General features: G+C 39.2%; 23 protein-coding genes and 2 pseudogenes. 17 read left to right on the forward strand and 8 right to left on the reverse strand.

The window, feature by feature from the left end:
- A pseudogene (locus ASJ81_RS13200) lies at nt 1-297 on the reverse strand (phosphate ABC transporter substrate-binding protein); the annotation flags it as partial.
- Nucleotides 298-1,275: 978 nt separating this feature from the next.
- Between ASJ81_RS13200 and ASJ81_RS13205 the strand changes: the two are divergent.
- From ASJ81_RS13205 to ASJ81_RS13255, 11 genes are all read left to right on the forward strand, one after another.
- Nucleotides 1,276-2,163 carry a presenilin family intramembrane aspartyl protease PSH gene (locus ASJ81_RS13205; RefSeq protein WP_095644820.1) on the forward strand — a complete coding sequence of 296 codons (888 nt, stop codon included), beginning with the start codon at nt 1,276-1,278 and terminating at the stop codon, nt 2,161-2,163.
- 97 nt (nt 2,164-2,260) lie between these two features.
- Nucleotides 2,261-3,061, forward strand: a complete 801-nt coding sequence (locus tag ASJ81_RS13210) for an HAD family hydrolase (protein ID WP_095644821.1) — start codon at nt 2,261-2,263, stop codon at nt 3,059-3,061.
- A gap of 381 nt (nt 3,062-3,442) precedes the next feature.
- A complete protein-coding gene (atwA, locus tag ASJ81_RS13215) occupies nt 3,443-5,056 on the forward strand; it encodes a methyl coenzyme M reductase system, component A2 (RefSeq protein ID WP_095644822.1) in 1,614 nt (537 codons plus the stop codon).
- A gap of 39 nt (nt 5,057-5,095) precedes the next feature.
- On the forward strand, nt 5,096-6,652 hold the full coding sequence (gene mmp3, locus ASJ81_RS13220) for a methyl-coenzyme M reductase-associated protein Mmp3 (RefSeq protein WP_095644823.1): 1,557 nt from the start codon (nt 5,096-5,098) through the stop codon (nt 6,650-6,652).
- 384 nt (nt 6,653-7,036) lie between these two features.
- Entirely contained in the window at nt 7,037-7,480 is a 444-nt protein-coding gene (locus tag ASJ81_RS13225; RefSeq protein ID WP_095644824.1) for a methanogenesis marker 6 protein, read from the forward strand.
- Complete coding sequence (locus tag ASJ81_RS13230; RefSeq protein ID WP_095644825.1) at nt 7,477-7,989, forward strand: methanogenesis marker 5 protein; 513 nt, start codon at nt 7,477-7,479, stop codon at nt 7,987-7,989. Before ASJ81_RS13225 ends, ASJ81_RS13230 begins: the two co-directional genes overlap by 4 nt.
- Nucleotides 7,986-9,233 (forward strand): methanogenesis marker 15 protein, encoded by a 1,248-nt coding sequence (locus tag ASJ81_RS13235; RefSeq protein ID WP_095644826.1) that lies wholly within the window; start codon nt 7,986-7,988, stop codon nt 9,231-9,233. Before ASJ81_RS13230 ends, ASJ81_RS13235 begins: the two co-directional genes overlap by 4 nt.
- A 7-nt stretch (nt 9,234-9,240) precedes the next feature.
- Nucleotides 9,241-9,840 carry a methanogenesis marker 17 protein gene (locus tag ASJ81_RS13240; RefSeq protein WP_095644827.1) on the forward strand — a complete coding sequence of 200 codons (600 nt, stop codon included), beginning with the start codon at nt 9,241-9,243 and terminating at the stop codon, nt 9,838-9,840.
- A 1-nt stretch (nt 9,841) separates the two neighbouring features.
- Nucleotides 9,842-10,774, forward strand: a complete 933-nt coding sequence (locus tag ASJ81_RS13245; protein ID WP_095644828.1) for a methanogenesis marker 7 protein — start codon at nt 9,842-9,844, stop codon at nt 10,772-10,774.
- A gap of 144 nt (nt 10,775-10,918) precedes the next feature.
- Complete coding sequence (locus tag ASJ81_RS13250; protein WP_048109453.1) at nt 10,919-11,386, forward strand: carboxymuconolactone decarboxylase family protein; 468 nt, start codon at nt 10,919-10,921, stop codon at nt 11,384-11,386.
- A gap of 369 nt (nt 11,387-11,755) precedes the next feature.
- The gene (locus tag ASJ81_RS13255) at nt 11,756-12,442 is read left to right on the forward strand and encodes a matrixin family metalloprotease (protein WP_095644829.1); all 687 of its coding nucleotides are present in this window, start codon (nt 11,756-11,758) and stop codon (nt 12,440-12,442) included.
- A 477-nt stretch (nt 12,443-12,919) separates the two neighbouring features.
- Here ASJ81_RS13255 and ASJ81_RS13260 read toward each other — a convergent pair whose 3' ends face one another.
- Together ASJ81_RS13260 and ASJ81_RS13265 are read right to left on the reverse strand one after the other, a co-directional pair.
- Nucleotides 12,920-14,629, reverse strand: a complete 1,710-nt coding sequence (locus tag ASJ81_RS13260; protein ID WP_095644830.1) for a PGF-pre-PGF domain-containing protein — start codon at nt 14,627-14,629, stop codon at nt 12,920-12,922.
- 532 nt (nt 14,630-15,161) lie between these two features.
- On the reverse strand, nt 15,162-15,599 hold the full coding sequence (locus ASJ81_RS13265; RefSeq protein WP_095644831.1) for an NUDIX hydrolase: 438 nt from the start codon (nt 15,597-15,599) through the stop codon (nt 15,162-15,164).
- Nucleotides 15,600-16,288: 689 nt separating this feature from the next.
- Between ASJ81_RS13265 and ASJ81_RS23780 the strand changes: the two genes are divergently transcribed.
- The 4 genes from ASJ81_RS23780 (at nt 16,289) to speB (ending at nt 22,649) form a co-directional block, all read left to right on the forward strand.
- The gene (locus ASJ81_RS23780; protein WP_141241724.1) at nt 16,289-18,607 is read left to right on the forward strand and encodes a hypothetical protein; all 2,319 of its coding nucleotides are present in this window, start codon (nt 16,289-16,291) and stop codon (nt 18,605-18,607) included.
- A gap of 330 nt (nt 18,608-18,937) precedes the next feature.
- A complete protein-coding gene (locus ASJ81_RS13280; protein WP_095644832.1) occupies nt 18,938-20,713 on the forward strand; it encodes an aldehyde ferredoxin oxidoreductase family protein in 1,776 nt (591 codons plus the stop codon).
- A 590-nt stretch (nt 20,714-21,303) separates the two neighbouring features.
- On the forward strand, nt 21,304-21,690 hold the full coding sequence (locus tag ASJ81_RS13285; protein WP_095644833.1) for a translation initiation factor IF-5A: 387 nt from the start codon (nt 21,304-21,306) through the stop codon (nt 21,688-21,690).
- A gap of 83 nt (nt 21,691-21,773) precedes the next feature.
- The gene (gene speB / locus ASJ81_RS13290) at nt 21,774-22,649 is read left to right on the forward strand and encodes an agmatinase (protein ID WP_095644834.1); all 876 of its coding nucleotides are present in this window, start codon (nt 21,774-21,776) and stop codon (nt 22,647-22,649) included.
- A 199-nt stretch (nt 22,650-22,848) separates the two neighbouring features.
- Here the strand turns inward: speB and ASJ81_RS22260 are convergent, their stop codons facing one another.
- From ASJ81_RS22260 to ASJ81_RS13305, 4 genes are all read right to left on the reverse strand, one after another.
- Nucleotides 22,849-23,025, reverse strand: coding sequence for an MM0924 family protein (locus tag ASJ81_RS22260; RefSeq protein WP_196296973.1), 177 nt, complete (start codon nt 23,023-23,025; stop codon nt 22,849-22,851).
- Between the two features lie 204 nt (nt 23,026-23,229).
- Nucleotides 23,230-23,409, reverse strand: a complete 180-nt coding sequence (locus tag ASJ81_RS13295; RefSeq protein WP_095644835.1) for an MM0924 family protein — start codon at nt 23,407-23,409, stop codon at nt 23,230-23,232.
- A gap of 438 nt (nt 23,410-23,847) precedes the next feature.
- A complete protein-coding gene (locus ASJ81_RS13300; RefSeq protein WP_048109440.1) occupies nt 23,848-24,072 on the reverse strand; it encodes a helix-turn-helix transcriptional regulator in 225 nt (74 codons plus the stop codon).
- A gap of 90 nt (nt 24,073-24,162) precedes the next feature.
- Nucleotides 24,163-24,546 carry a DUF2178 domain-containing protein gene (locus tag ASJ81_RS13305; protein WP_095644836.1) on the reverse strand — a complete coding sequence of 128 codons (384 nt, stop codon included), beginning with the start codon at nt 24,544-24,546 and terminating at the stop codon, nt 24,163-24,165.
- A 672-nt stretch (nt 24,547-25,218) separates the two neighbouring features.
- Here ASJ81_RS13305 and ASJ81_RS23785 point away from each other — a divergent pair.
- Complete coding sequence (locus ASJ81_RS23785; protein ID WP_245860134.1) at nt 25,219-25,395, forward strand: hypothetical protein; 177 nt, start codon at nt 25,219-25,221, stop codon at nt 25,393-25,395.
- Nucleotides 25,396-25,438: 43 nt separating this feature from the next.
- Nucleotides 25,439-25,516, forward strand: a pseudogene (locus tag ASJ81_RS24625) (PGF-CTERM sorting domain-containing protein); the annotation flags it as partial.
- 378 nt (nt 25,517-25,894) lie between these two features.
- On the opposite strand, the gene ASJ81_RS13315 reads toward ASJ81_RS24625, so the two are convergent.
- Nucleotides 25,895-26,152: a hypothetical protein gene (locus tag ASJ81_RS13315; protein ID WP_095644837.1), complete on the reverse strand. Its 258-nt coding sequence runs from the start codon at nt 26,150-26,152 to the stop codon at nt 25,895-25,897.
- Nucleotides 26,153-26,219: the final 67 nt, after the last annotated feature.

The following is a 26,219-nucleotide window of genomic DNA, read 5'->3' on the forward strand; positions in this document are numbered from 1 at the left end:
AATAAGAGCAGCAATCCCAACCCCGGACCCTCCTCCGGTAACTGTTACGCTTTTTCCAGAGTTTTCAGCCATGAATTCTTCAGCTTCAGCCTGTGCAAGAGGCAGAACTGTATCAGAGCCTTTCAGAGTAATGCTCTGTGCTTCGGACACAGTAGTTTTCTCTGCAGGAGTCTCTTCTGAGGACGTTTCTTGAGCAGGAGATGAACTTTCACTATTTTTTCCAGCACATCCAGCCAGAAACACAAATCCTATTATAAGTAATGTAAGAATTGCATAAGTCTTTAATTTATTTGTCATATTAAAGTCGCTCCTTTCGATAATACTAGAGAATTTGAAAACCCCCATGTTTGGCTGGGTGTTTATAAAGAATGTATAAACATTTATTGAAATCAGAGGTTCCTCAAAATTCTCACTAATGTTCTTCTTTTTCCTTATTCAATTGATTATTTGTACGGCGTATACAAAAATAAAAAAGTATATATTATTTATCGACATACTCTATAGTTTAGAATATTTGAAATATATATCTAGAAACAGGTGACCTAATATATGTTTTCTATAGAAAAATGGATAAAATAAATATTGAGTACCTTAGTAATACTCTTCTAAACTCAGTTTGTGAATCAAATTATGTGTGGGCTCTCCATTCTAAGGAGATTATCCAAGAATCTAATGTAGGAGTACAAATATTTGAAAATAATATATAAATTCCTCAAATTGAAAAACAAGATTTTGATAATTACTTGTAACTATTTGACAGTTTGTAAAGACTGGGCATTAGTGATCCCTTGCGCTTCCGATAGTTAAAATAACTAAATTAGGCAGTTGATTGATAAAAACTTGTTTATTGCCACAGAAACAATAAGAGTTATATATAAGTTCTAATTTGAAATTTACAAAATATTTTTCTTTAAAAACGGAAATGTATGTTTCTGGTATTATTTATCCGTTAAATAACTCACTGCTTTTCTTTATCTATATCACTATTCTTTAATAGATGTAGTATAGTTTTTTATCACAAATTATTTAACTATGATTTCATTTCGTCACTTTCTATTATTGATACTCCTGAAAAAGAGTAAGTGTCTCAGAGATATATCTTGGAAGCACTTAGCGGAAAATCTCTATTTAATAAAATCTCTGTTTAATATTAAGAGGAAAAACAGATTCTCAGATAGTTATATATAAACAGTCAAGAGAACTCGAAGATGGAAATATAGTAGTATAATAAAGGAATAGAAAAGGCATACTGTTAAGAACTAAGGAGTTTAGCAATTGAGTTCCATTGAACAATCAATTAAAGATTATTTACCTATTATTTCCATGGGAGGACTAATCCTTATAGTGCAGATTCTTGCACTCTTTTTGTCAACTCCAATGGAAGTTAGTGGAATGCAGGCTTTTGAGGACCCAACCCAGGTGTCCAATTCTATATATTATATTGTAATGATCCTGGTTTTTACCCTGTTTGTCCTTACGGCAATAAAGAAAAATATGAAATGGGTGATCAGTCTCTCTATTTATTTGGCCATAATAAGCACTATTTATTATGTAGTCTTCGCCTTGTTTGCCCTCATTCCGTCACTTTCAGGATTTGAGTCCATTGCCTCAGTTGTGCTATCTATAGGAATAACAGTGCTGCTCTATAAACATCCAGAATGGTACATAGTCGACACTGTAGGAGTTTGTGTTGCAGCAGGGGTAAGTGCCCTTATAGGAATTTCCCTCTCAGTTGTTCCCGTAATAGTGCTTCTGGTGCTTCTTGCAATATATGATGCTATATCGGTATACAAGACAAAGCATATGGTAGATATGGCCGAGGGGATAATGGATCTGAAACTTCCAATCATGTTCGTAATTCCAAAACACCTGAAATATTCTTTCTTAAAGGAAGATTTCAAAAAGGGAGAAAAGCATGAGGCTTTTTTTATGGGGCTCGGAGATGCAGTTATGCCTACCCTGCTGGTAGTCTCAGCAAACGTCTTCATGAAAAGTAACTTCTATCCGGTACTTGGCGCCATACTGGGCACGCTTATAGGGCACGCAGTTCTTTCCATTCAGGTAATGAAAGGAAAACCGCAGGCAGGTCTTCCCTTTTTAAATTCCGGAGTAATCCTGGGGTTCTTTGTTGGTGTCCTGATATCAGGAGCCTCAGTACTGTGAAGTTATCTTTTCTTCACATATTGTCATTTTTATAAATTCTTACTTTATTTTTACATTTTCGCAAAGATTTTTTTATTTAACAGCTTAATCACCTGATATGTCCAAAAGAATTGCAGTGGTCTTTGATAGCGCAGGGACCCTTCTACATATGTATAGGGTAGCAAAAGAAGCCAGTACCGGAAATATTCTTGAAAACATAGAGAGCACTGCTATTGTCGCGCAAAAGAACGGATGCGGGCTTGTAGTTCTAAACGCTGAAAGTGATATACTCCTGCGCTCAAGAAAAGATATGCCTCTGTTTGAGTTTATAAAAGAGTACAGAGTTTCAATAGGTATAAGCTGTTCAAAAGGAAACTTTACTCCGGAAATGGCGTGTGATATCATAAGAGGAACATCCCCAAAAATGGGTGACGTACATGAAGTGCTGAAAGCGGTTACATCCCACTGTCCTAACGTTTTTTACCTGGCAGCAGGTCTGATAGTTGACTCTCAGGCTAGAAGTGTTCCATATATACTGAGTACAGGCGGGCATGTATTCAGTACCACATTACAAACGGTCCAGGCTCTCCATTCTATGAAAGTAGACACTTATATAGCGTCCGGAGACAGTTTATTCGCTCTCCTGCAATTGGCTGAGTTCATAAATATTCCTCAAGAAAGAGTTTTTGCTTTTTCAAACACTCTTATGAAGGAAAAAGTAGTGCTCGAACTAAAACAAAGATATGAAAAAGTAATCATGGTAGGGGATGGAATTAATGACATACTGGCGTTAAGGGCAGCAGATGTAGGAGTAATGACAATACAGCAAGGCGACAAAAGACCTAAAGAACTAAGAGAAGCAGCAGACGTAATAATTGACGATATTATAAAGGTTGTGGATGTGGTAAAAACGCTGTAGTTAGGATGTAAAGAGAATTATTATATAAACGAATTAATATAACACGACGGGTCAATATAATAAGACAAATTAAGACAAATCAATATAATACATCGAGTCAGTATAACAGGACGAAACTAAAGTACGGATTAAACAAATTCGGCAGATTACTTTAAATGTGCTTTAAATGTTAACAGTGAAAAAATAATGCGTTATGTTTATGTAATCTTTACTCTTATGTAGTTGTTGCCCAAATGTGTGAAATTCGTTAAGCGTGTGAAATTTGTTATTTATGCTATTATATTATCATTTATAGTAATTGCTTTTCACTCTTGAGCGATATGCCCAGGCAGGCAAGAGCCACCAGAAATTATTGCAGCTCATAATTGCGGAGGAAAATCCATGCCAGTATTTATTGAAGTCAAAAATCTAACCGTAGATTTCGACGGTCATAAAGCCCTGAAAAATGTAAGCTTAAATATCAATGAAGGGGAAATAGTTGGAATTCTGGGAAAAAGCGGTTCCGGAAAAACGATCCTGATGCATGTACTGCGCGGCACAGAGTCTTTTGAGAATATTTCAGGTGAAGTAATTTATCATCTATCCCGTTGTCCGAAATGTGGATACATAGAGCGCCCCAGTAAAATAGGACAGAGGTGCCCGGTCTGCGGAGAAACACTGGATGCTTTCGAAGCTGATTTTGTAAAACTTTCTCTTTATGACCCGATAAGGAAAGATCTTACAAAGCGCATAGCTATCATGCTTCAGCGGACCTTTGCTCTTTATGGAGACGAAAGGGTTCTTGTAAATGTCATGAACTCTCTGAATGAAATAGGATATACTGGAAAAGACTCCATGAGAAAAGCAGTTGAACTGCTGGAAGAAGTTAATCTAAGTCACCGCATGATGCATGTTGCAAGAGAACTTTCAGGTGGAGAAAAACAGAGGGTTGTGCTTGCAAGGCAGCTTGTGAGGAGTCCTCTGCTCCTGTTAGCCGACGAGCCAACAGGTACCCTCGATCCCATGACTGCAAAACTGGTTCATGATGCTATGATCAGGGCAGTTAAGAATTATAATATGAGTATGGTCTTGACTTCACACTGGCCTGAAGTTATTGAACAGATGGCGAACAAAGCCATCCTGCTTGAAAACGGAGAGGTAGTTATGGAAGGGGATCCACTTGAGGTTTCTGCAATCTTTATGCAAAGTGTATCCATTGTAAGGCAGGAAAAAAATGTCATGGTCGGAGAGCCCATAATCAGGGTAAGAGACCTTTCAAAGCGTTATATTTCAGTTGATCGAGGCGTGGTAAGAGCTGTAGATGGCATCTCTTTTGATGTAAAAGAAGGAGAAATCTTCGGGTTAGTCGGAGTGAGCGGAGCAGGCAAGACTACAACCTCAAAAATTCTAATGGGAATATTACCCCCAACATCTGGAGAGGTTGAGGTCCGCGTGGGAGATGAATGGGTTGACATGACAAAGCTAGGAGTGGAAAATAAAGGAAGAGCAACCAAATATATGGGGTTCCTGCACCAGGAATACGGCCTTTACACTCACAGCTCGGTAATAGATAACCTTACTGAGTCTATTAGCCTTGATTTGCCTTTTGAACTCGGGGTCAGAAAAGCCGTAATTACTCTCAAAGCTGCAGGCTTTGATGAGAATAAGGCAAAAGCTATTTTACCCAAAATGACTGATGAACTGAGTGAAGGGGAGAGGCACAGGATTGCACTTGCACAGGTTCTGATCAAGGAACCAAGAATTGTCATTATGGATGAACCTACAGGGACTATGGATCCGATCACCAAAGCCTCGGTGACGACTTCCATCCTTAAGGCCAGAGAGGATATAGGAGAAACATTTGTTGTAGTTTCTCATGATACCGATTTCGTAAACGAGATATGTGACCGTGTCGCACTTATGCGTAACGGGAAAATTGTTGACATCGGTGAGCCGAAGAATATACTATCTCAACTTACTGAAGACGAAAGGATCCAGGCTGCAGAAGAAATATAAATATGCTGCCACCTCTTAGTATGGAAAATACTAAATGAGGTGCAGATTACGAGTAATGAGATCAGCGTAGAGGTGAACGGGCAACAATATACCTTACCTGCAGGCTCTACCCTTGGAGATGCCCTTAAAGTTTCCAGAGCCCCATATATAGCCGGTACAGCGGTCGGAATTCTTAAAGAGGCCGCTAAAGAAAAGACAAAAACAGTCACTGAATACGCTATCAGTACTCCCAGAGGAGAACTCAGGATTGAAATAAAAAATCCTGAATCATCTTCTGGAAAATTATGGGCTGAGCATTTTAAAGAGTACGAAGGGAAATCAGTTCACTGGGCAAGTCCTGAAGCTCTGGCTTTTGGACCATTTGAAGCCGAAATTAAGCCTTCGCGTGAGACCGGGGGTTTTGAAGCGTTTGAGGTGATGTTTGGAGCAGGAGGTTTTGATCCTCATAATACTCATCTTATTTTTTCACTTAGGAGACATACTGCAGAATATGGGACTCCTGAAGATAGATCTTTTGCAGAAGTTATAGCCGGAAGAAATATTTTGTTCAGGCTTTCAAGAGAGGATACAATTCTTGGTATTGAACCAATTATAGAATGGGAACAAATCTCAGAAAAGACCTGCACAACTGATCTTTCTATTCTTCTTGAAGACGGTAACAGCATATTTACTTATTTTGAGGTCGAACTTTCCAGGAATGCTCCAAGAGGGGCAGAAAATTTCTATGCCCTTACACGTGAGGGAACTCTCCATGTAGATACTACTACCAGTTCCTTCATCTCAGATGATGACCTAAAAGGAGAGCCCGTTCCTTACGAAAATTTCGAGCCAAGACGAGAAGGTGCAATTTCTGTTCGAACAGTCGGGTATGGATTAGGTAGAACATATATCTCCAGAGAGGATCGTCCTTCAAGCCTTGTGCATTCGGTTGTAGGGCATGTAACAAAGGGCATTGAACTTATCAAGTTAGCAGAAGAAGGACAGAAACTCTCGATTGAAAGCCTTCCTCCTCAAATAGTTCTTCTGGGGCATAGCTTTGAAGAAGCAGGTCCAGTACTTTCTTCTATAGGTGTTGAACTGGTAAAAGACGGATACACTGGAGAAGATGCAATAATTGTCAGGCAGGATCCGCCAACAACTCTCGAGATTCTTGGAGAAGCAAAAGTAACGGCATATGCGGTATCCAGAGAAAAATTGATTGAAATCGAACTTTACCCTGAAAAAGCTCCGAAGTCTGTAGACTTTTTCCGCCATGCTCTTGAGCTGAAGACAAAAACTGTTGGAAAACTGCCTGTTTATATGATATATGACGATACTTATCTTTTTAAGACCGAAAAGGAAGTCGTGAAGTATAAGGAAATCCTTCCAGAAAATACTCCCACGAACAAAGTGCTCGGAGGAGAAATAGGAATCACGAGCCAGGCAGCAAAGAGAATGGGAACTATAGGTGTGAAACTTGGGGACGATGAGCTTTTTGGCCCCACAGGAGAACGATTTTCCTCAACTAATATTATCGGCCGTATAATAAACCCTGAAAAGCTCCTCGGTGTCAAAGAAGGAGAGGCGATATACGTAACTGAAATTGTACGCAAGTAAAGTTAAAAGTATAAACAAAAAACAATTGGATAACTACTTAGGGGTACATAATAAAAATAATATATATATAAAGTAATATACCTTAGTACAGTAATAAGTAAATAGCCTTGTAGTACCAGGCCAATAAATAACTCAAGCTGAAAATTGGCTTGCTGATTTCAGGTTAAAATTAATAATAGGCTGTTAATATCAGGTTAAAACCTTAACAATAAACCTGTTAGTATCAGGTTAAAACCTTAATAATAAACCTGTTAGTATCAGGAACCTTGATAACAAAAAAGTCAGCTCATTATAAAATGGTAGCTTTAATGAATCTGGATATTTAAGCGGATTCACACCAATTTATCGAAGGTGAAGTCTCCCGAGACTAAGGAGAGACGAAAGATGACGGAAATGAAAAAAGAAGAGATTACAAAATATATTGTAATCAGTTCGGATAAAGTGCTGCCTTCAGATGCAGCTATGAAGATTTATGAGTCAGAGTTTCCGGTTACGGTAAAGGAGACCTGTTTTGGGCTTATTGTATCAGGAGCCAGAGATGACGTCGAGACCCTGGTTGAACAAATCCGGCAGCTGGATAAAAACCACATTTTTGTAAAAGACAGAGGATTTCCTCCAGGAGACGAAAGACGCTGCCGCGCAAGCAGAGGCGGAGGTCCGCGGCCAGGATTCCATTTTTTGAGGGAAGAAGTGCAGATGCTTCCTGCGATAGGGGCTGCACTTGACGAACTGGAAGCAAAGGAATGTGTAATAGAAAAACACAAAGCAAAATGCAGGCTTAAAACTTCGGATCTGGAAAAAGTTATTGAAGAGGAGCTTTCGAGGTGAGTTTTTTGGCAAAGGTTTTCATTTATCCTATAAATAGTCTTATTCTGGCTGATATGGTTGAACGTTTCGGGCATAAACCCCTTACTATGATGAGCCAGATCCGAGAAAAAGTTACAAATCTCAGTCTTGACTCTCCTCCTATAAATATTACTCCCGAAGACCCTAAATTGGGCCTTAAATATGCTGCAATTGAAGTGCCGGCTGGAGTAAGGGGAAGGATGGCGCTGATAGGTCCTCTTATAGAACAGACAGAAGCTGCAATTATAGTTGAAAACCCACCCACGGACTTTGGCTGTGTGGGTTGTAACCGTACAAATGAGCTGACTAAGTATCTTGTCCGCTCAAAAGGTGTCCCTGTACTCGAGGTAAAGTACCCTGAATCTGACGAGGAAGCCCGCGATTTTGTAAACAAAATCGTTGCATTTCTGGAGTCATTGCCTAAGGAAAAACCTGAGGCAGATGAAAAGGCGAAAGATAAAGAAGCGGCTGAAAAGGAGGGCAAAAAATGAGTGGTGAAGATTCTGGACTTGTCAAGATTGCACTGGTATCTTGTGGCTCTGAGTATGCCGGAGTTCAGCCCGAGTTTGAAGAAGCCGCAGCCAAAGTAAATGCAAAATTTATCTATCCTGAAATTGATGTTTCGTCCATAGATACTATAGGTAGAGATTTCGGACTTGAGGTTGCAAGTGGAGACCTGAGGCTTATGATGGCCCGGGCAAAGGCTGTTGTTGAAGGTACAACAAACGCGGATGGGGTTTTTATTACCACCTGTTTCCGCTGTGCTGAGGGAGCTATTGTACGAAATGAGATTCGAAGATACATTCATGGGCACTCTAACATTCCGGTAATCAGTTATTCGTTTACTGAAAGTACCAGTGCAGGCACGCTTCTTACTCGTCTGGAAGCCCTTACTACAATTGTACGACGCAGGCACCTTCTTACAAGGGAAGTTCAGACCGGACTGACTGCAGGAATAGACTCAGGGTCAACAACCACAAAAGCCGTGGTAATGAGGGACAACAAAATAATAGGCAAGGGATGGGTTCCCACAACGAAAGTCCTTGAAAGCGCCGAAGAAGCATACTCACAGGCTCTAAAAGAAGCCGGGGTCTCTAAGGAAGAAATTCAGGCTCTTGGTACTACAGGATACGGCCGTTTCCTTATTGGTAACAGTCTTAAAGCTCAGCTTATTCAGGAAGAAATAACTGTCAACTCAAAAGGAGCTGTTTATCTTGCTAACAAGCAAAAAGGCAGTGCAACAGTTATTGACATAGGCGGTATGGACAACAAAGCAATCTCGGTTCAGGACGGTATTCCCGGAATGTTTACAATGGGTGGTATTTGCGCAGGCGCTTCAGGACGTTTCTTTGAAATGATCTCAAAGCGTCTTGGTGTAGATATTACCGAACTGGGAGCCCTGGCAGTCAAAGGGATGCATGAAAATGTATCCATGAACAGCTACTGCATAGTTTTTGGAACTCAATCCCTTGTAAATTCCCTTGCAAAAGGAGCTACTCCTGAAGATGTAGCTGCTGCAGCCTGTTATAGTGTGGTAGAACAGATATACGAGCAGCAGTTGCAGGAAGTAGATGTTAAAGAACCACTGATTCTTGTGGGTGGGTCTTCACTTATTGCAGGAGTTCCAAAAGCTCTTGAAGAGCTTCTCAAGATCAAGGTCCTTGTGCCAGAGAACTCACACCTTATAGGGGCAGTAGGAGCAGCTTTGCTTGCTTCCGGCTTTGTGGAGGAGTGAGGGGAAAATGGATTCTCTTGAGGTCTTTGATGTCGAGTCCGCAATTGCTTCGGAGCAAGAATTTTACAGAAAGATTATAGAGGACAACCTTTCAAATCTCAAGCTTGCCCCGGCGATAGGGAGAATAAAGGTGGTTTTAAGACCTGAAGATTCCCTTTTTCAAATGGCAATTATCCTGAGGGATGTGGGCACTAAAGTTACAACAACCGATATTGCCGATATGGAGGCAAAACCGGTTGCTGGCGAAATAATAATTTCTATAAAAAAAGAGCAGTACATTCCGGAACTTCTGGGAAAACTCTGGGAGCGCTATGGGAAAGCTAACATCAGCCAACCAGACCGCTGGACTGTGACCATAAGTACGGATAAGCCAGATCAAGAAGCAGCTTTTCTTAAAGATATGATGGTTGCAGATCCCCGGCACAGGCTTCATGAAAACCTTGTTGATTTTGCAATCCGTGTCACTCCAGAGGGTTTCAGGGTTCGGTATCACCTGTATAAAGGTACCCAGTTTATTTTTGTGGCATCCGAGGAAGCACTAAAACGTGAATGGATAAAAGAGACGGAAGCGATGCTCGAGGAACTCATGAAAGGAGGGAAAAAGTAAGATGGCAGTATTCCGACCCTATCTTTATACCGGTGGTGTCCACAAGCATGGACTTTTAATTGAGCTGCTGGAAGACCTTGGAGGTTACATAATCCAAAAAGTAGTTACAGGGACTGAAGTCAATCTTATTATGCTTGTTCCGGAAAAAGACATCCCGATAGTAAAAAAACAAGCTGATGATTTACTTGGGATGATGGTAGAAGCTTCACTAACTGGAGTTGAGATTGCAGTCGTTTCGCCGACCCTTGCTTCTCACCACCTTCCACATTCAGCTTGTGATGTAGCAGAATATCTTCGTCATCCCGGAGCTAATACAAACATGATAGGACTTGCAAGAGGAATGGGGCGCAGGGTGTCTCTATCTATGGATTACGAAAGGAAGCTTATCAATGAACACGATATTGCAGTTTTCACATTCGGATCTTTTAGCGACTGCATAATAAACAAGAAGCCAAAGCTCTTTGAAGGCATAGAAATCCCTATTGTGGTTACAGGTGGACCTGAATTAAAAACGGAGGAAGTTCACGGAGCAGACCTCTACGTTGGGAATATCGGAAGAACATCTCACAGGTTAAGGAAAGCCGAGGAAGTTAGTGCCCTTGATAAACTCAACGAGGGAGTTGGAAAGATTGCTGATAATATTCGTAAACAGCAGGCAAAAGACCCACTTGCAGTGCTTCCTGCCAGAGTAATGAATGAGATAGAAAATCAGGTTCCGGAAATCCGAACTGTACTTTCGCCTGCTCCACTTACCCTCCAGCTTAATGGAGTCAGGGTCAAACTCTCATATGATGAATTCCATGAAAAAATTGAAAATTTGGAATTTGATGAAGGGGTCACCCTTTCCGAGCTTGCAGATATTTCAAAATCAAAAATGAAAAATTATATATTGATAAAAATCAAATCTAAGTCTGACGTTGGTTTTGCAATTTGACCCGGGTTCTGTTGCGTTAAGAGTTATTTGCTTTACATTTTATTGGGTTCGTGCTTTTCACTTATCCTTTAGATTGTAAGGTTTGAAACAGAAAAAACTGCGTCGGAATCCTTTTTCCATGTTAATCTATGCTGGTGGTTTCGTATGGAACTTGAGGATATTGTGGAAATTCTGAAAAAGGACCCTGAGAAAGCTGTTCCTGAACTCCTTGAAGATGTCCGGAATCAGTATGGTGAAGTCCCCTACATAATGAACTTCATGAAAGACCTTCCGGAGATTTTCATTCCAAAAACACTTTATGAGAACTCCATAATGAGGGGATTCAAGAACCTCGATCCAGAGACAGTCGAACTTATTGCGATAGGTGTAGCTTCTGCCCTTCGTTGCGAGCATTGCCTGAAAATGCATATTAGAGTCGCAAAACGAAAAGGAATTAACAAAGAAAAAATATTTTATGCAATTATGATAGGAGCATCTATATCCAATGCCGCAGTACTAGCTGAAAGTACAAGAGCGCTTGCATCCGAATTTCCGGATGACGAAAATGAAGAAGAGTGCTGTTGTGACTCGAACTGTGAGATATGTAATATCTCCAAGGCCACTCTTAAGTAAATAGATAGATTCTAGGTTATGATAGATATATCTTCAATTATAAATTCATTATAAAAAATAACTCAGAATTCGCTTATAAATTTGTCTTTGCGATCTTATAAACTCAGTTCATTAGGATCACATTTAATTTTGAAAAACTTATTCTCTGACAAAACTTGACAAAAAGCTAGTCTCTGTAAGTTCTTCCGTTAATAATCGTCCACCGATACAGATCCGTCTATTTGCCCGGATTTTATGTGAATATATGTGACGTATGGAATATGTGTGAGATATTAGAATGTATGCGAGGGATCGATAGTTTTATGTCGGGTTTTCAGGGTTAATAATATTTTTATCATGGTAAGCTGATTTATATTAAGTTGAGACCATATGTACAGAGTTAGATTCTATTTGCTGTTATTTGCGGTATTTATCTTACTGACCGTCTCAGCTGCATCTGAAGCAAATCCGGAAAGGATTATGGACTATCCATGGGACCACTCTCCTATTACCGTATATATTGATGACAGCAACGTTCCAGAACACTACAGCCCTACCTATTACGCACAAATAGAAAAAGCTATGGAATACTGGGAGGAGGGAGGAAACGGAAACCTTAAGTTTACGCCTGTTTTCAAACTTGTGGATTCGAAAGAAGCTGATATCAGGATAAGATGGGTAGAGAATCTGGAGACTGTCGAAGGAGCTCCTCCAGGCGTTGCTGGCTATGCAAGTCCCAGGGTATCTAATGGTCGATTTGTAAGAGTCGACATAGTGCTTGAGGTAGGAAACTTTCAGGGGAAATCCTGGCGCCAGTATGGGGATGAGACAATGCTTTCTATTGCAAAACATGAATTCGGGCACGCCCTGGGCCTGGGTCACAGCAGCAATAGAAGGGATATCATGTACCCTGAACACGAGCAAAGAGAAGATATAAATCCTCTCCTCCTGAGCAAGTACAGGCCTTTACTGAGTGTTGCAGCGCTTGTAGCTTTTGCAGTTCTTCTGTACTTTGGGATAAGCTGGCAGCGCAGCAGGAAAAAAAGGAAAAAACTTGAGGATAAATATTTCAAGTAAAATTTAGATAAAGTACCTCAGAGTGAATCCAATTTAAGATTTTATCCAAAAAATCAAAATCGGTTTTAGGACAACTTATAAAAAATATTCCTGTACTAATATTGCAATAGTACTTTTTGTTTATCCATACTTTTTAAGTCTATTTCGACTAACTGATATATAGTTACAGTAGTTACGAGTATTTACGGTCGAGTATTTACGGTCGAGTATTTACGGTTCCGAATCATATTTGGCTCCCAAAAGAACGAATAGCTGTTAGCACCCTCGAAACTAAAAATGAAACTATAAAAAACTTAGATGAGGGTATTGAATTCTCATCATAAAACTTAGATGAGGTTATTGAGTCCTCGTCATAAAACTTAGATGAGGTTATTAAGTCCTCGTCATAAAACTTAGATGAGGTTATTAAGTCCTCATCATAAAACTTAGATTAGGATGTTGAATCCTCATCATATATTCTTTCTTTACTACATATTCTTACTTTCTTTTATACAAAATCACAGCAAACAAGCTAACGATTCCAATAACTGATTCAAAACCTGGAGATTTTTTGCTTTCGTTTTCAGAAGTACTTGGATTTTGTGTTTGTTTAACGTTTGTTGCATTACTTGCATTGTTTTCAAGACTACTATTAGATTCAGATTGAGTTTCAGATTTTGTTTCATTCAGAGTTGAACTTGGTGCTGTCTTGCCAGTTATTGCGAATGGAGAGGATAATTCCGAGGTTTCAGCTGTGAAATACAGGTACTTATCGTCTTCTCCTACGAGAGTGGTTTGTAAAGAATTCCATTTTGAGTCGCTGTATCCATTAAAGGTAATGGAAGACTTGTCTATATTTTTGTCTTGAACCCAGGATTTTTCAACCTTGAAATATACTCTTGTATTTTCAATATTATCGGGAGTTGCAAATCCACTGTTTCCTACCCAAATGTTTACGAATTTATACACTTCATCCGAAGGCGATTCTGAAACTAGAGTGGACTGATTTACTAGCATCTCAACTACAGCTGTAGTTTTACCAACAGTCTTTTTAGAATCAAAACTCATATTAGTTACAGGAGTGGCACGTTGTGGGAAATCGAAATTTGCAGAGTTTCCGTATGTAATAGAAGTTTGTGAAATTTCTTTAGCTTCTACATTACTTTGAGGCTCGGGCGAACCCCCAACACCTCCACTGCTACTACCACTGCTACTGCCACTACCACTACCACTACCACTACCACTACCGCTACTACTGCTATCACTGTTACTATCACTGCTACTGCTACCACTGCTTCCATCACTTGAGTCGCTCACTTCTTCCACATATATTGTTTTGTTTGCCAAGCTTGTTCCGTTTTCATTGTTTGATGTAAGATTGACAGTATAGTTTCCTGCTGTTGAATAGGGATGTTCTGGATTCTGCTCGGTTGAATTAGTTCCGTCTCCAAAGTCCCAGCTCCATTCACTTGCATTTTGTGAGGTGTCTGCAAATTGGACATCGAGACCATTGGAATTATCGGCGTCAAAGCTTGCTTCGGGAAGAACTTTTTGCTGTTCCAGAACGGTTATTTCTTGAGCTGTTGCATCCCAACCTCTTCCATTACTCACTTCTAAAACAACTCTATAAGTTCCGGGATAATTGAAAGTATATGTTGGATTCTTTTCTTTTGAAGTATTTGTCAGTCCAAAATACCATAAAGCTGTAGTTGAATTTTTACTCTTGTCAGTAAATGTTACATTCAATGGTGCATATCCAGAAGTGGAGGATGCAGAGAAATTAGCAGTTGGTAGGTCTGTAGTGTTTTTATTTCCCACTACATAATCTATCTTTTTAAGGGAATCACTTCCATTAGGCCCAACTACAGTCAAAGTAACGTTGAAAACTCCATAAGCTTTAGCTCTTCCAAATCTATGAGAAGTAGTTACCGAGTTTCCGTTTCCACTGCTGTAAGACCAATGGTCAATTTGTGGATTATAAAATTCCCATTTCCAACTGGTAACTTTACCGGTCACGTTACCAGTTAACCTTGAATCAAAAGGAACAGTCCCTTTAAGGACGTTACAAGTAAAGTCATTAATTGTGACATTGCCTGTAGCTGTGACATTGTCTGCAGCCGAGACCACTCCAATTGATGGTATAATAGCTAAAATTACTTGCAAGAATAAAATAACTAATAAAATCATAGATGAAAAAGATTTTTTCATGTAAATCCTCCTTAGGACAAAATCAATTAAGATTTAAATTCTACAATCCTTCAATTTAGTCGAATAAGTCCTAGTTATTTTCACTCTGTTAACAAGATAATGACCAGAAAATTTGTTCTTAGATATAAAGCTTACTTTTTCGAATAAAATTATTTCATAAGTAAATATCTAAAAAAAGTTCATTTAATTTGCAATTTCTTGAAAACAACCCAATAAAGTAATAACTAAGGGAATAGTTCTTGAAGGATGTATTATAAACTGGATTAAAAACACATCTATAAAATAGAAAAAAAGTTCTTTATTATCAGCTTACAAATAACCTTAATGTAAGTCATCAATTTTTATTTCGAATTTTTACTTAAAGAACTGATCCCAAAGCTCAAAATACACTTTTTTGAAGCTCCTTTTTAAAATCGTCAATTGAGCCTCTGACCAGGAAATTAATTCTATAACTTTTATAAATTATAAGAGTAAAAATAGGAGTAAAAGTTAGTTTGGGACAGGCTCAGCAGGTATCACTTTCAAGATAGGCTTAAATAGGCATCTCTGGAGGCTCTTTATTTTCTGCAGCGAATCTTTTAAAGAACTCTTTAAAATGCTCGGGAAGAGTATCAAGTTCCAGAATGCTATCAAGAGAAATCCACGTATGTTCAATGTGTTCGTCGCTCAAGTTTACCTCAGCAATGAGATATCCCCCGTCATATACTACGGCAATTACCTTTTTGTCCGGAAGCTCAAAGGTAGCATATCCTGCAATCTCTCCGGGAACAATTGAAATCCCTGTTTCCTCCCAGACCTCCCGAACAACTGCTTCTTCAAGAGGTTCTCCACGGATCAGTTTTCCCCCTGGAAGGTCCCATTTTCCCGGGTTACTGTGAGAGTTTTCCGACCGCCTGAGAAGCAGGAACTCGCCTTTCTCGTTCCGTAGAATGGCATAAATAGAAATGATGTAAGGTTTCTCCAGATTCATACAATAATATGTGAGATTTCTTTGTCTTAAAGGCTGGCTTTTTTAAGATCTTCAAGATATAACTTCTTTCAAATAAAGATTTCAACAACACTTTTTAAAAAATCTTTTTCTCAACAATATTTAAAGATTCACATTTCAACGACACTTTTTAAATAGCCTCGGATTTGAGCGCAGAATCAAATATTATGGAATAATGGAAAATGAAAATTGAAAAAATCGTATTGAGAAAAGAATAATCTAAAAAAATAATAATTATAATGTTTAAATAAAAATATTATTTTATATCTATTTTTCCAAGTTTGAGATGTAATATGTAATAAACCATTCGATTTTAGATCAAATAGAAATAAATATATTCTTATCTGGATATCTCTTTTAAAGTAGGGATTGAACATTCGTCCTTCCTATTCGGGTTTTTGGGGCAAGTAAAAATCTAGACTTGTTTTTATGTAAATTTCATAAGTCGTCTCCATACCTCAGTGCTTAATACAGGCTAAAAATCACAAAGTTTGAAGAGTGCAGTCCCTAAATTTATCTCTAAATTGAAAACTGCAGCCTCGAATGTCGATTTGATTACAAACGGATCTTTCCTCAAATTTAGAGTTCAATAATCAAATATTGGAACAACTGGGTTTAGGAACAAAGAAAATGTGGATTAAAAATTTCATTTTAGATTGAGGGCAAACAATATGAAAATTAAAAAAAGTAAGTCAATTTCTTTTGGAGTACTTCTTGTTATATTTCTGATGACCATAGGGAACGCAGCTGCAGGTTCGGAAAGAAACTCAGTTATCTACGAAGACCGGATAGTGTGGCAGGATGATAGCAATGGAAACTGGGATATTCAAATGTACAATATTTCTACTTCCACTGAAATCCAGATCACAAACGATGAAGCCGAACAGCAAAATCCCGATATCTATGGGGACAGGATAGTATGGCAGGATAATAGCAGTGGAAACTGGGATATTCAAATGTATGATATTTCCAGTCAGACGGAAACTCGGATCACCACTAATGGATCAAGTCAAATCAATCCTGCTATCTACAGCGATAAGATTGTGTGGCAGGATTCCCGTAATGGAAACCAGGATATTTACATGTACGACATTTCCACTTCCACTGAGACTCAGATAACGCACAATTTATCAGATCAGGGCAATCCTGATATTTACGCTGACAGGATCGTCTGGGTTGAAGATGGAACTCTCTACATGTATAACATTTCGACTTCTACCGAAACCCGGATTACAAGTTATTTCTGGGGCTCTGATCACGGATCTGGTGAAGCAGGAGATTTGAATCATGCTCCCTTCATTTACGGGGATCGGGTTGTTTCTTCGGCTGAGACCGTAACAGGAAACTACCTTATCAAGCTGTATGACCTTTCTACTTCCACTGAACAGGTTATAGGTGAGTATGATGCTGATTCAAATAATCCTGCCATCTATGGTAACAGAATAGTATGGGAAGACGGACGTAAAGCCGCTCCCGGTTACTGGAACCGTGATATTTACATGTACGACCTCTCGACTTCCAGGGAAACTCAAATTACTACCAATGAATCCCGTCAGGGTGATCCTGCGATTTATGGAAATAGAGTAGTCTGGACAGATGAGCGAAATGCTATAACTTACAATGATATGTCGGACATCTATATGTACGACCTCTCAACTGCCAAAGAAACCCGGATTACCACCGTTGAAGAAGAACAGCTGGCACAGGGCACGGAAACCCGAATAACTATCAGTAAAGCCGAGCAAGAATATCCTGCTATCTATGGGGACAGGATAGTTTGGAGGGATTGGCGCAATGGAAACCAGCATGACTTCATAAACGGAGATGTGTACATGTATAATATCTCAACTTCTACGGAAACCCAAATAACTACCAATAAGTCATGTCAGGTGAATCCCGATATCTATGGGGACAGGATTGTATGGGCAGATGACCGTAATGGAAACTGGGATATTTACATGTATAACCTTTCCACATCCAGAGAGACTCAGATCACTACCAACAACTCCGATCAATTTGATCCCTCTATCTACGGAGACAGGGTAGTATGGTTAGATCAGCGCAATGGCTATCCCAACAACGATATTTACATGTGTGATCTCTCAACTCATAAGGAGACTCAAATCACCACCAATGGATCAAATCAGCAGTCACCTAAAATCTATGGGGACAGGATAGTATGGGAAGACTGGCGCAACGGTGACGATTACAACATAAACTCCGATATTTATATGTATGATCTTTCCACTTCCAGGGAAACTCAGATCACTACCGATGGATCATACCAAGGAGAGCCTGCTATCTACAGAGACAGGATAGTATGGGCAGATCAGCGTCGAGGGTGGGATATCTACATGTACAATCTTTCTACTTCCACTGAAACTCGAATAACTGCCAGAGAGGATGGAGATAAACAAGCTCCTGCTATCTATGAAGACCGGATAGTGTGGTATGAGAATCGAAATCTCAATGTAGAGTTAGGGGGGGATATTTACATGTACAATCTCTCTACTGATACTGAAACTCAAATCTCCACCAGCTGGTCAGCGAGTGATCCTGTAATCTATGAGGACAGAATAGTCTGGCACGATTCCCGTAATGGAAACCCAGATATCTACATGTTTACTCTTGCTTCGGCCGAAGTGCCGCCTCTGGATGATAACTGTACAGATGATGAGGGAGATGAGAACGAAACTGAGCCTTCTGATAATTGTTCTTCGGAGCTAACGCCTCTGGGTAGGATACAGGCTCTTAAGGAGTATATAGAAATTACGTACAGGGGCCACGTAAATACAAAAGCAGGCCTGGAAAATCTGCTTGATACTTCGAAATGTTACTATGAAAAGGGCGAGAATACAGAAGCTGTTTCCGTACTTAATTCATTCATTAATTTTGTTGAAAAAATGAAACTATGTGAACAGGTTTCGGCTGATGAAGCAGATTACATGGTCAGGAAAGCAAATGAAATTATCGACCAGATAGCAAATTAAGAGTGAGGATTGAGTCTACAGCCTTCAGGAAGCGTAAAGAAAAATCAATAACATTCTCTACTTTTATTCATTCATTTTTTTTCTTTTTATATTTATTTGGTAATTTAATTTTGCATATCTACGGCGCTTATGGGATTAGTTGCTATTAAGGTCATATTTCTCATCCTCAGATTATTGAATAAAAGCGCTAGTGTTAACTATTATGGTCTTATCCATGGTTATCTATCCAGAAGTAAGAACAGAATCAAGAAGCAGAAATAAAAATAAAAGTAAAAACAAAATTAAGAAGCAGAAGTAAAAAGGAATGACATCAGGAATAGAGGAATTAATATGGCTGGCTGGACAGGAAAAACAGTATACGTAAACCTTGATTCCGAATCTGTAAATACAGTCAGGACTGATGAAAACTTAATTCGGAAATACCTTGGTGGCCGAGGGATGGGGGTAGAACTGCTTTCCAAACTTGCAGGCGCGGATATTGACCCTCTTAGTCCGGAAAATCCCCTTATATTTACCTCTGGGCCTCTTTCTGGCCTTGCCCCAATGGCTTCAGGAGCGGTCCTCACGTCGAAATCACCTCTAACAGGCACAACATTTAGCTGGAATATGACTGGGGGCTTCGGGAGAGAACTCAAGAAGGCTGAAATTGATGCTCTGGTAGTCACCGGAACGACAAACAGGCCTTCCTATGTGGAAATTACAGAAGGAAATGTTGAAGTTGTGCCCGCAGAGCAGCTCTGGGGAAAAAATGTCAAGGCCTGTACTGAAGTCCTTGAAAATAAAGGCAGCGTGGCATGCATTGGTAAAGCAGGAGAAAAACAGGTTCCGATTTCCTCTTTTGTGGTCGATTCCATCCATATAGGAAGAGGAGGTCTGGGTGCAATTGCCGGCTCAAAAATGCTCAAAGCCGTTGTTGTGAAAGGAGAAAAAGAACTTTTACCTTTCGATCCTGAGGGATTCCGAGAACTTGAGATAAGAGTTTTGAAACTTTTTGATGCAAGTCCCATGCTCTCTAAAGGACTCTCAAATTATGGCACGTCTGCGCTTGTAAAATTACTGGATTATATGAATCTCATCCCTAGCAAGAACTTTACTGGAAAGAATCCTCCCTTTGCAGATATGCTTTCAGGAGAGTATATCAAATCTGTCTTCAAGCTTGAAAAAGAGAGTTGTCCTGGCTGTCCTCTGGGTTGTAAAAAGAGAATTAAAGAAACAGCGCAGATGTTTAAAAAGACAGGACAGGTTTTGACTGAAGGACAAACTTTGCTTGAAGGACAAATTTTACCTGATTATGATTCCATCTGGGCCTTCGGGTTTAACCTCGAAAACCCTGATATCACCTCCGTGATTAAAGCTGACAGAATATGCAAGGATTACGGGCTTGACCCGATCTCAGCAGGTTCCGTGCTCGGGGCTTGTGCAGAGCTCAAATCGAGAATGATTAACGCTAATGGACTGGAGTTTCTGCTCTCGAAAATTGGGGAAGGGTCAAAGTTAGGAAATGGGGCTAGAAGATACTTGTCAAGTCTTGGGAGAACAGACTTGAGCATGGATGTGAAAGGGCTCGAACTCGGAGGTTTTGATCCACGAGGGATAAGGGGGCAGGCCCTGGCTTATGCTACTTCCAGCCATGGGGGAGACTATTTGACTGCTTTCATGGTCGGACCTGAGGTACTTGGGAAGCCTGTAGGTCTTAACCGTCTGAGCCTTAAAGGAAAAGCAGGTATTCTCCAGGTATTTGAGAACCTGACTGCAGTTCTGGACTCCTTTGTGTTCTGCCCTTACTCAGGTTTTGCCCTTGGTGAAGAGCTAGGTTCTGCTCTCCTACTTTCGGCTGCAGGTATGGAGATTTCGCCCGCAGAGCTCCTGAGAATTGGAGAAAGAACCTATAATCTTGAGAGAATGTATAACCTTAAAGCAGGATTTACCCGAAAAGAAGATACCCTTCCTGAAAGGCTATTTGAAAACAATGGAGGGAATGAAGGGTACGGAATTCCCAGGCAGGAGTTTGAAGCTGCACTTCAGGAATATTATCATTACCGAGGATGGAATGAAGAAGGAGTGCCCAGGCCGGAGAAGTTAAAGGAGCTTGGAATTAATTTTTAATATGAAAAACGGAAAGGCAGTGTGTTTGCCATAACAACTGCAGATCGAATCGTGAAATAATCTTAAAAACAAAAAGGAACTACTTTCAGTGATTTTTACTCTACCGCACACTCTAAAAAGTAATAAATCTTATAAGGTAAAGGATTTTCTATTTAAAGTCCAATATTCCCTTTAATTCAGTATTCCTTTAATCTGGATTTTTCGGAAATTTCATGCAGTTTTCCACGAAATTCGGTCAAAAGACGAAAAATCTCGCACAAGCGTTATATAGTCATGGATAATTAATCGTATTAGTTCTCGATCTGTAGATTGGTTCTGCAGGCATCCTAAATTTGGAATACTTTCCAGTTTTTCTATCCAGGCCTTAAGCAATGTATGGATAAAATAAGAGCCAGGCTTAAAAATTAGAAAAGCCTTCTTATACTACTTTACCGGAGTCATGGAAAGTCTTCGGCAAATTCGGAATGACGTTTACAGCTCATTTAGCATGAAAATGCTGCCATCAGCATGCATTTTCATATAGTTGTGCATGTTATTCAAGGAATATCATGTTTGTTTATAAACATCTAAAAACGTATGGGAGAATCGTTATGAAACAGCAGGTAGAAGTAAAGGAACTCAAAGAAGGGAAATACGTAATTATCGATGACGAAGCATGTGTCATAAAGAGCATTACCAAATCCAAGCCGGGAAAACACGGGGCTGCAAAGGCAAGAATAGAGGCTATCGGACTTTTTGACGGCCAGAAGCGCTCTTTCATAGGCTCAGTTGCAACCAAAGTATACGTCCCGATTGTGGAAAGAAAGACTGCACAGGTAATCTCGATTACCGGCGACATTGCCCAGCTTATGGACATGGGAGACTTCTCAACCTTTGAGATCGTAATTCCTGATGAATACAAGGATAAGGTCAAAGAGGGCGAAGAGATTTCTTACATTACAGCTCTTAACAAGGTCAAGCTCGATATACGGACATAAATTTTCAAAACTAAAGTGAGAACTCAGGTTAAGGACCTGAGTCATTCTTTTTTTAAGCAAATAATTTCGTATCAGGCTAAATTATGTTTTTACCCAATTCTTTTATAGACGCTCTTGCAGACTATGAATCTGCACGTTATGTTATCTTCGGCGTGCCTTTTGATAATACCTCTTCTTACAGAGCAGGTAGCCGCTGGGCTCCTGACGCTATGCGGCAGGCCTCCGCAAATTTTGAGAGTTACAACCCGACTTTCGATATAGATCTTGTCGATATTCCAATTTATGATGCCGGAAACCTGGAAACTTCCGCTTTGGTTGACGAAACACTTCAGAGTCTGTACGAAGCTACAAAAGACCTCCTGAATGATGGTAAGTTTCCAATTATGCTTGGTGGAGAGCATTCTCTGACCTTTGCTATGGTTAAGGCCTGCGCTGAAATCGCAGGAGAAGATTTCGGGGTTCTTGTCCTGGACGCTCATTTTGACCTGAGGGAAGAGTACAGGGGCTTTAAGCATAACCATGCGTGTGTGTCCCGAAATATTCTCAATGAGGTTACTAAGAATCTTGTTTCCATAGGCATAAGAAGCGGCCCGGAAGAAGAATGGGTTTTTGCCAGGGAAAATAACCTGAAGTATTACACAGCTGATGATGTGGAATCCACAGGCATGGTAGAGATCCTTAAAGAAGCCCTTGAGTGGCTTGACTGCAGCCAGATCTATCTTTCCCTTGATATGGATGCAATAGACCCGGCTTATGCTCCTGGTCTCGGCACGCCTGAACCTTTTGGCCTGAGTGCGCGAGATGTAAGGACTGCAATAAGAACACTTGCTCCTTTCTCAATGGCTTTTGATGTCGTAGAAATCGCCCCTGAATACGATTCCGGACAAACCGCCATGCTTGGGGCAAAATTGATGAGAGAGCTTATTGCTTCCCACGCAAAGAGTTGTAGGAAAGCATAAGCTAAGAAAACAGAAAGTTTTAGCTAAAAACTGCTGGAAAAGGCGAAGTATTAAAAACTTCGGGACTTTCCCAGAGTTCAATACCTCAGGACTTATTACATCCAGAGTTCAATATCTCAGGACTCATTACATCCAGGGCTCAGTATATCCAAGATTTGATACGTCCAGAACCCTTTTTATTCAACGAGGTTTACATTAGTTAAGTACGCCAAATGGCTATTATCTTGTCAATTGCTATGTGCGTGTACTTTTCATTATGCTCGAGAGTGAGCACATTGTCTGCGCAGGCTTCCACTTTTCCGTTAAATACATCAGGACCCCCGCAGTAAACATCTACGACTTCGCCTAGAAGATGTTCTACTATAAAAGGCTGCATTTCTTTACACCTCGATATTTTTTCACATCTCAAACTCTGGGACACTAATTTGAGTGGCCTTTATTTCCCAAAGACCAGGGCACCAGTTCAGCTTTTCAGTTTTAGTCAGATTTAGAAGAAAATTCTCAAAACTTTCCCTTAGTCCGTTTGTTCTCTATAATTGTCCTCTATAGTACAGGAACATCGGAACTTGAAACTTTGAACTTATTGGCCCCATATAGCTATTATCTTGTCAATAGCTATATGGGTGAGTTTTCCTTCGCTATTGAGCGTCAGAACATTATCGGCACAGGCTTCTACATTTCCCTTGAAAACATCAGGTCCACCGCAGTAAACGTCCACATCCTTATTAAGATAGTGTTCCACTATAAACGATTGCATCATAGATTCTTTTCTCCTGCTTATTTTCTTTACAACTTGTTTATTTACCTATTAGTTTTTCTGATGACAATAACTGACAGTCTGTACATCCGCAGATATCCGTTAATTGTAACTATCTTTTCATTTCTTATAAATATATTTAAAAACTAAAATTGTTTTTTGGAGTGCACTACTGTTAATCTTTGAAAGGAAAATCAGCTTACTTGCCAGAGAGCCTGTATAGCTCCCAGTTCTTGTTTTCGTGGAAATATAAATTAGTTATATGGCTTTCTTTTCTCCAGGTTTACTTGTTTAGGGAGTTCAGGAAAGCTAGGTTTATCTGGAAATATTTCATAAATGAGCTTTCAATGAAAAAATTAAACTCAAAAAACTATCTGGGAAATACCCCTTAAAATTTCTCAATTTTAAACCAGTAAATCCTTTATCTAAGAATCAAGTGAATTAACCCTTTCTTTCAGAATTCCTGGCTTCACGGTCTTCATAGAGGAAAATTTCTTCAATACGGGCGTCAAAAAGCCTGGCAAGCTTGAATGCAAGTTCAAGCGAGGGATCATATTTACCTTTTTCAATTGCATTTATGGTTTGCCTCGTAACTCCTACTTTTTCAGACAGGTTTTCCTGAGTAAGATCGTGTATTGCCCTGTAAACTTTTATATTATTTTTCATTGAAAACTCCATATTTTCACAAGCGAACGTAAACGGATATCTGACAAGATACTCCAGTAATCTGGAAACCTGTAAACTCTAACCGTTAATTTATCCTCCTGATTTCGTATTAAAATACATATAAAAGATAGAGTAAAGTACAAGACTCGCGCAAGCCGCGTATGACATGAAAAAACCAAAATCTGTATATTTCGGATAAGTATCTTTCATTGCTATAAGGACTGCACCCCCTATGGCAAAACTAAGAATTATGAACTGGAATGTAATTCCTGAGGCTTTTTGACTTATCTGACGAATTCTCTCATCTTCTACGATATCTTCCAGTCTGCGTTTTGAGAGGTACATAACAGCTATGCCTCCAAAGAAGGAAGCTACGGCAAGTGCAGGATTTCCTATTAAAATTGAAAAGCTAATTACAGCTGCCATAACCATTGTAGTAAGAAAGGTGATTATTTTGAACTGCTTATGTTTCATTTACAGAACCTCCATAAGGGTTTTCAATGAAAGTCGAATTCTCTCAGTATAATCATGTATATGTACACATGTAAATTGTCTATGTTTAATTACAATATGTAATATAAACTTTACATATTGTAAATATGTTATTACATTATATTAAGTTGTCGAAAGGTTGTTCAGAGTACACGGATAAAGGTTGATAGAAGGGCAACTAGAAAGCAAGATTTCAATATCGAGTGGGTAGAAAGTATAGAGCCGTCAGAAAAAAGTTAAAAGCGTAAAAAATTAGCTTTCTACAGATATACACAAAATACTACTCATTTAGCATGAAAATGCTGCCATCAGCATGCATTTTCATATAGTTGTGCATGTTATTCAAGGAATACCATGTTTGTTTTCTTAATAGTGCATTAACTTAAAAGCGCATCCCGCCTTTAATGGATAATAGCGGACAAATTGGGAAATAAATTATATATCTTTGTACATCCGGACTATCAATTGAGGAGAAGGGAGTATGATTTATGGGAATAAGGAGACAAATAATTTATCCACTTATATTTGTTGCTTTTTTATTAATAATTGCAGTAGCAATTCCGGGGCAACATCCGTTCCTGAAGGTAAAGTGAAACCTGTGGACATTTCGGAGGGTTTACAGATGCCGTTGATGTCGTTGGCAATTACGCTTACATTGGACAAGGACAGGATCTTGTGATACTGGATATTGCCAATCCTTCTTCACCTGTCTCAGTGGGTAAGATTATGACAAAAAACTTAATATCTGGAGTAAAAATTTCCGGCAATTATGCCTATGTAGCTAATAGTATTTTGGGTCTTGTGATTATTGATATAAGCAACCCTTCTTGAGCAGAAAAAAGAGACACGTACTCCTTCAAAAGAAAGCAAAAAAACTCCAGGATTTGAACTAATTTATGGGGTTGTTAGTTTGCTAACTATATTCTACATAAAAGGAAGTAACAAAAGGTAGTTACGCTGACTTTTTGTAAAAATTTTCAAAAATAAATGAAAAATTATTTTTTGGAAAAATTCAAAAATTACGAACAATTTATAGTGTTTTCGGTCTAATTACTTCATAACTATAGCCTGGAATGTCTATTAGAATCAAGTAACGGCTAAAAATAGGAGTTATATGTGAAAATTTATGGTTTTAGCTCAGTTTATTGAAGTGCATGAGTTTTAAGGGTCTATCTTGAAAAAATAATTTATAGTAGTCTTGCATATTATCAACTATGCAAGATAATTTCTTAAGACAGGTTGAAATTATATTTTGTATTTGCTTGATCATACTTTTTCTAATTTCCTGTTGTAACACTTAACGGAAGAAGAGTTTAGATCCTCACTCTATTCAACGATAGATACGATTTACAGGCTCGATCATTATAACTACCAGGGTCTGGTTCTCATAATTAACTCTATAAAGCAGCCTTAAATGCCTGGACCGCAGTCTGAAAAGCTTTTCTTTACTCTCAATTATTCTTTTCGCTCGCGGTGGGACCGGATCAAGGACAAGTTCATCAAGAATTTCTTTGACCCTGGAGTAAGTCGTTTCATCGGCAGATTTCAAAAACGCTTGTGTAGGGATGTCAAGAAGGACTTCAAACATTTTAGAGCCTCATGTCTTCAAATCTGTTAAAAGATACTGGCTTCTTCTTTCTTATTTTCATACTTTT

Source organism: Methanosarcina spelaei (assembly GCF_002287235.1).
In the GTDB taxonomy this organism is placed as follows: Archaea; Halobacteriota; Methanosarcinia; order Methanosarcinales; family Methanosarcinaceae; genus Methanosarcina; species Methanosarcina spelaei.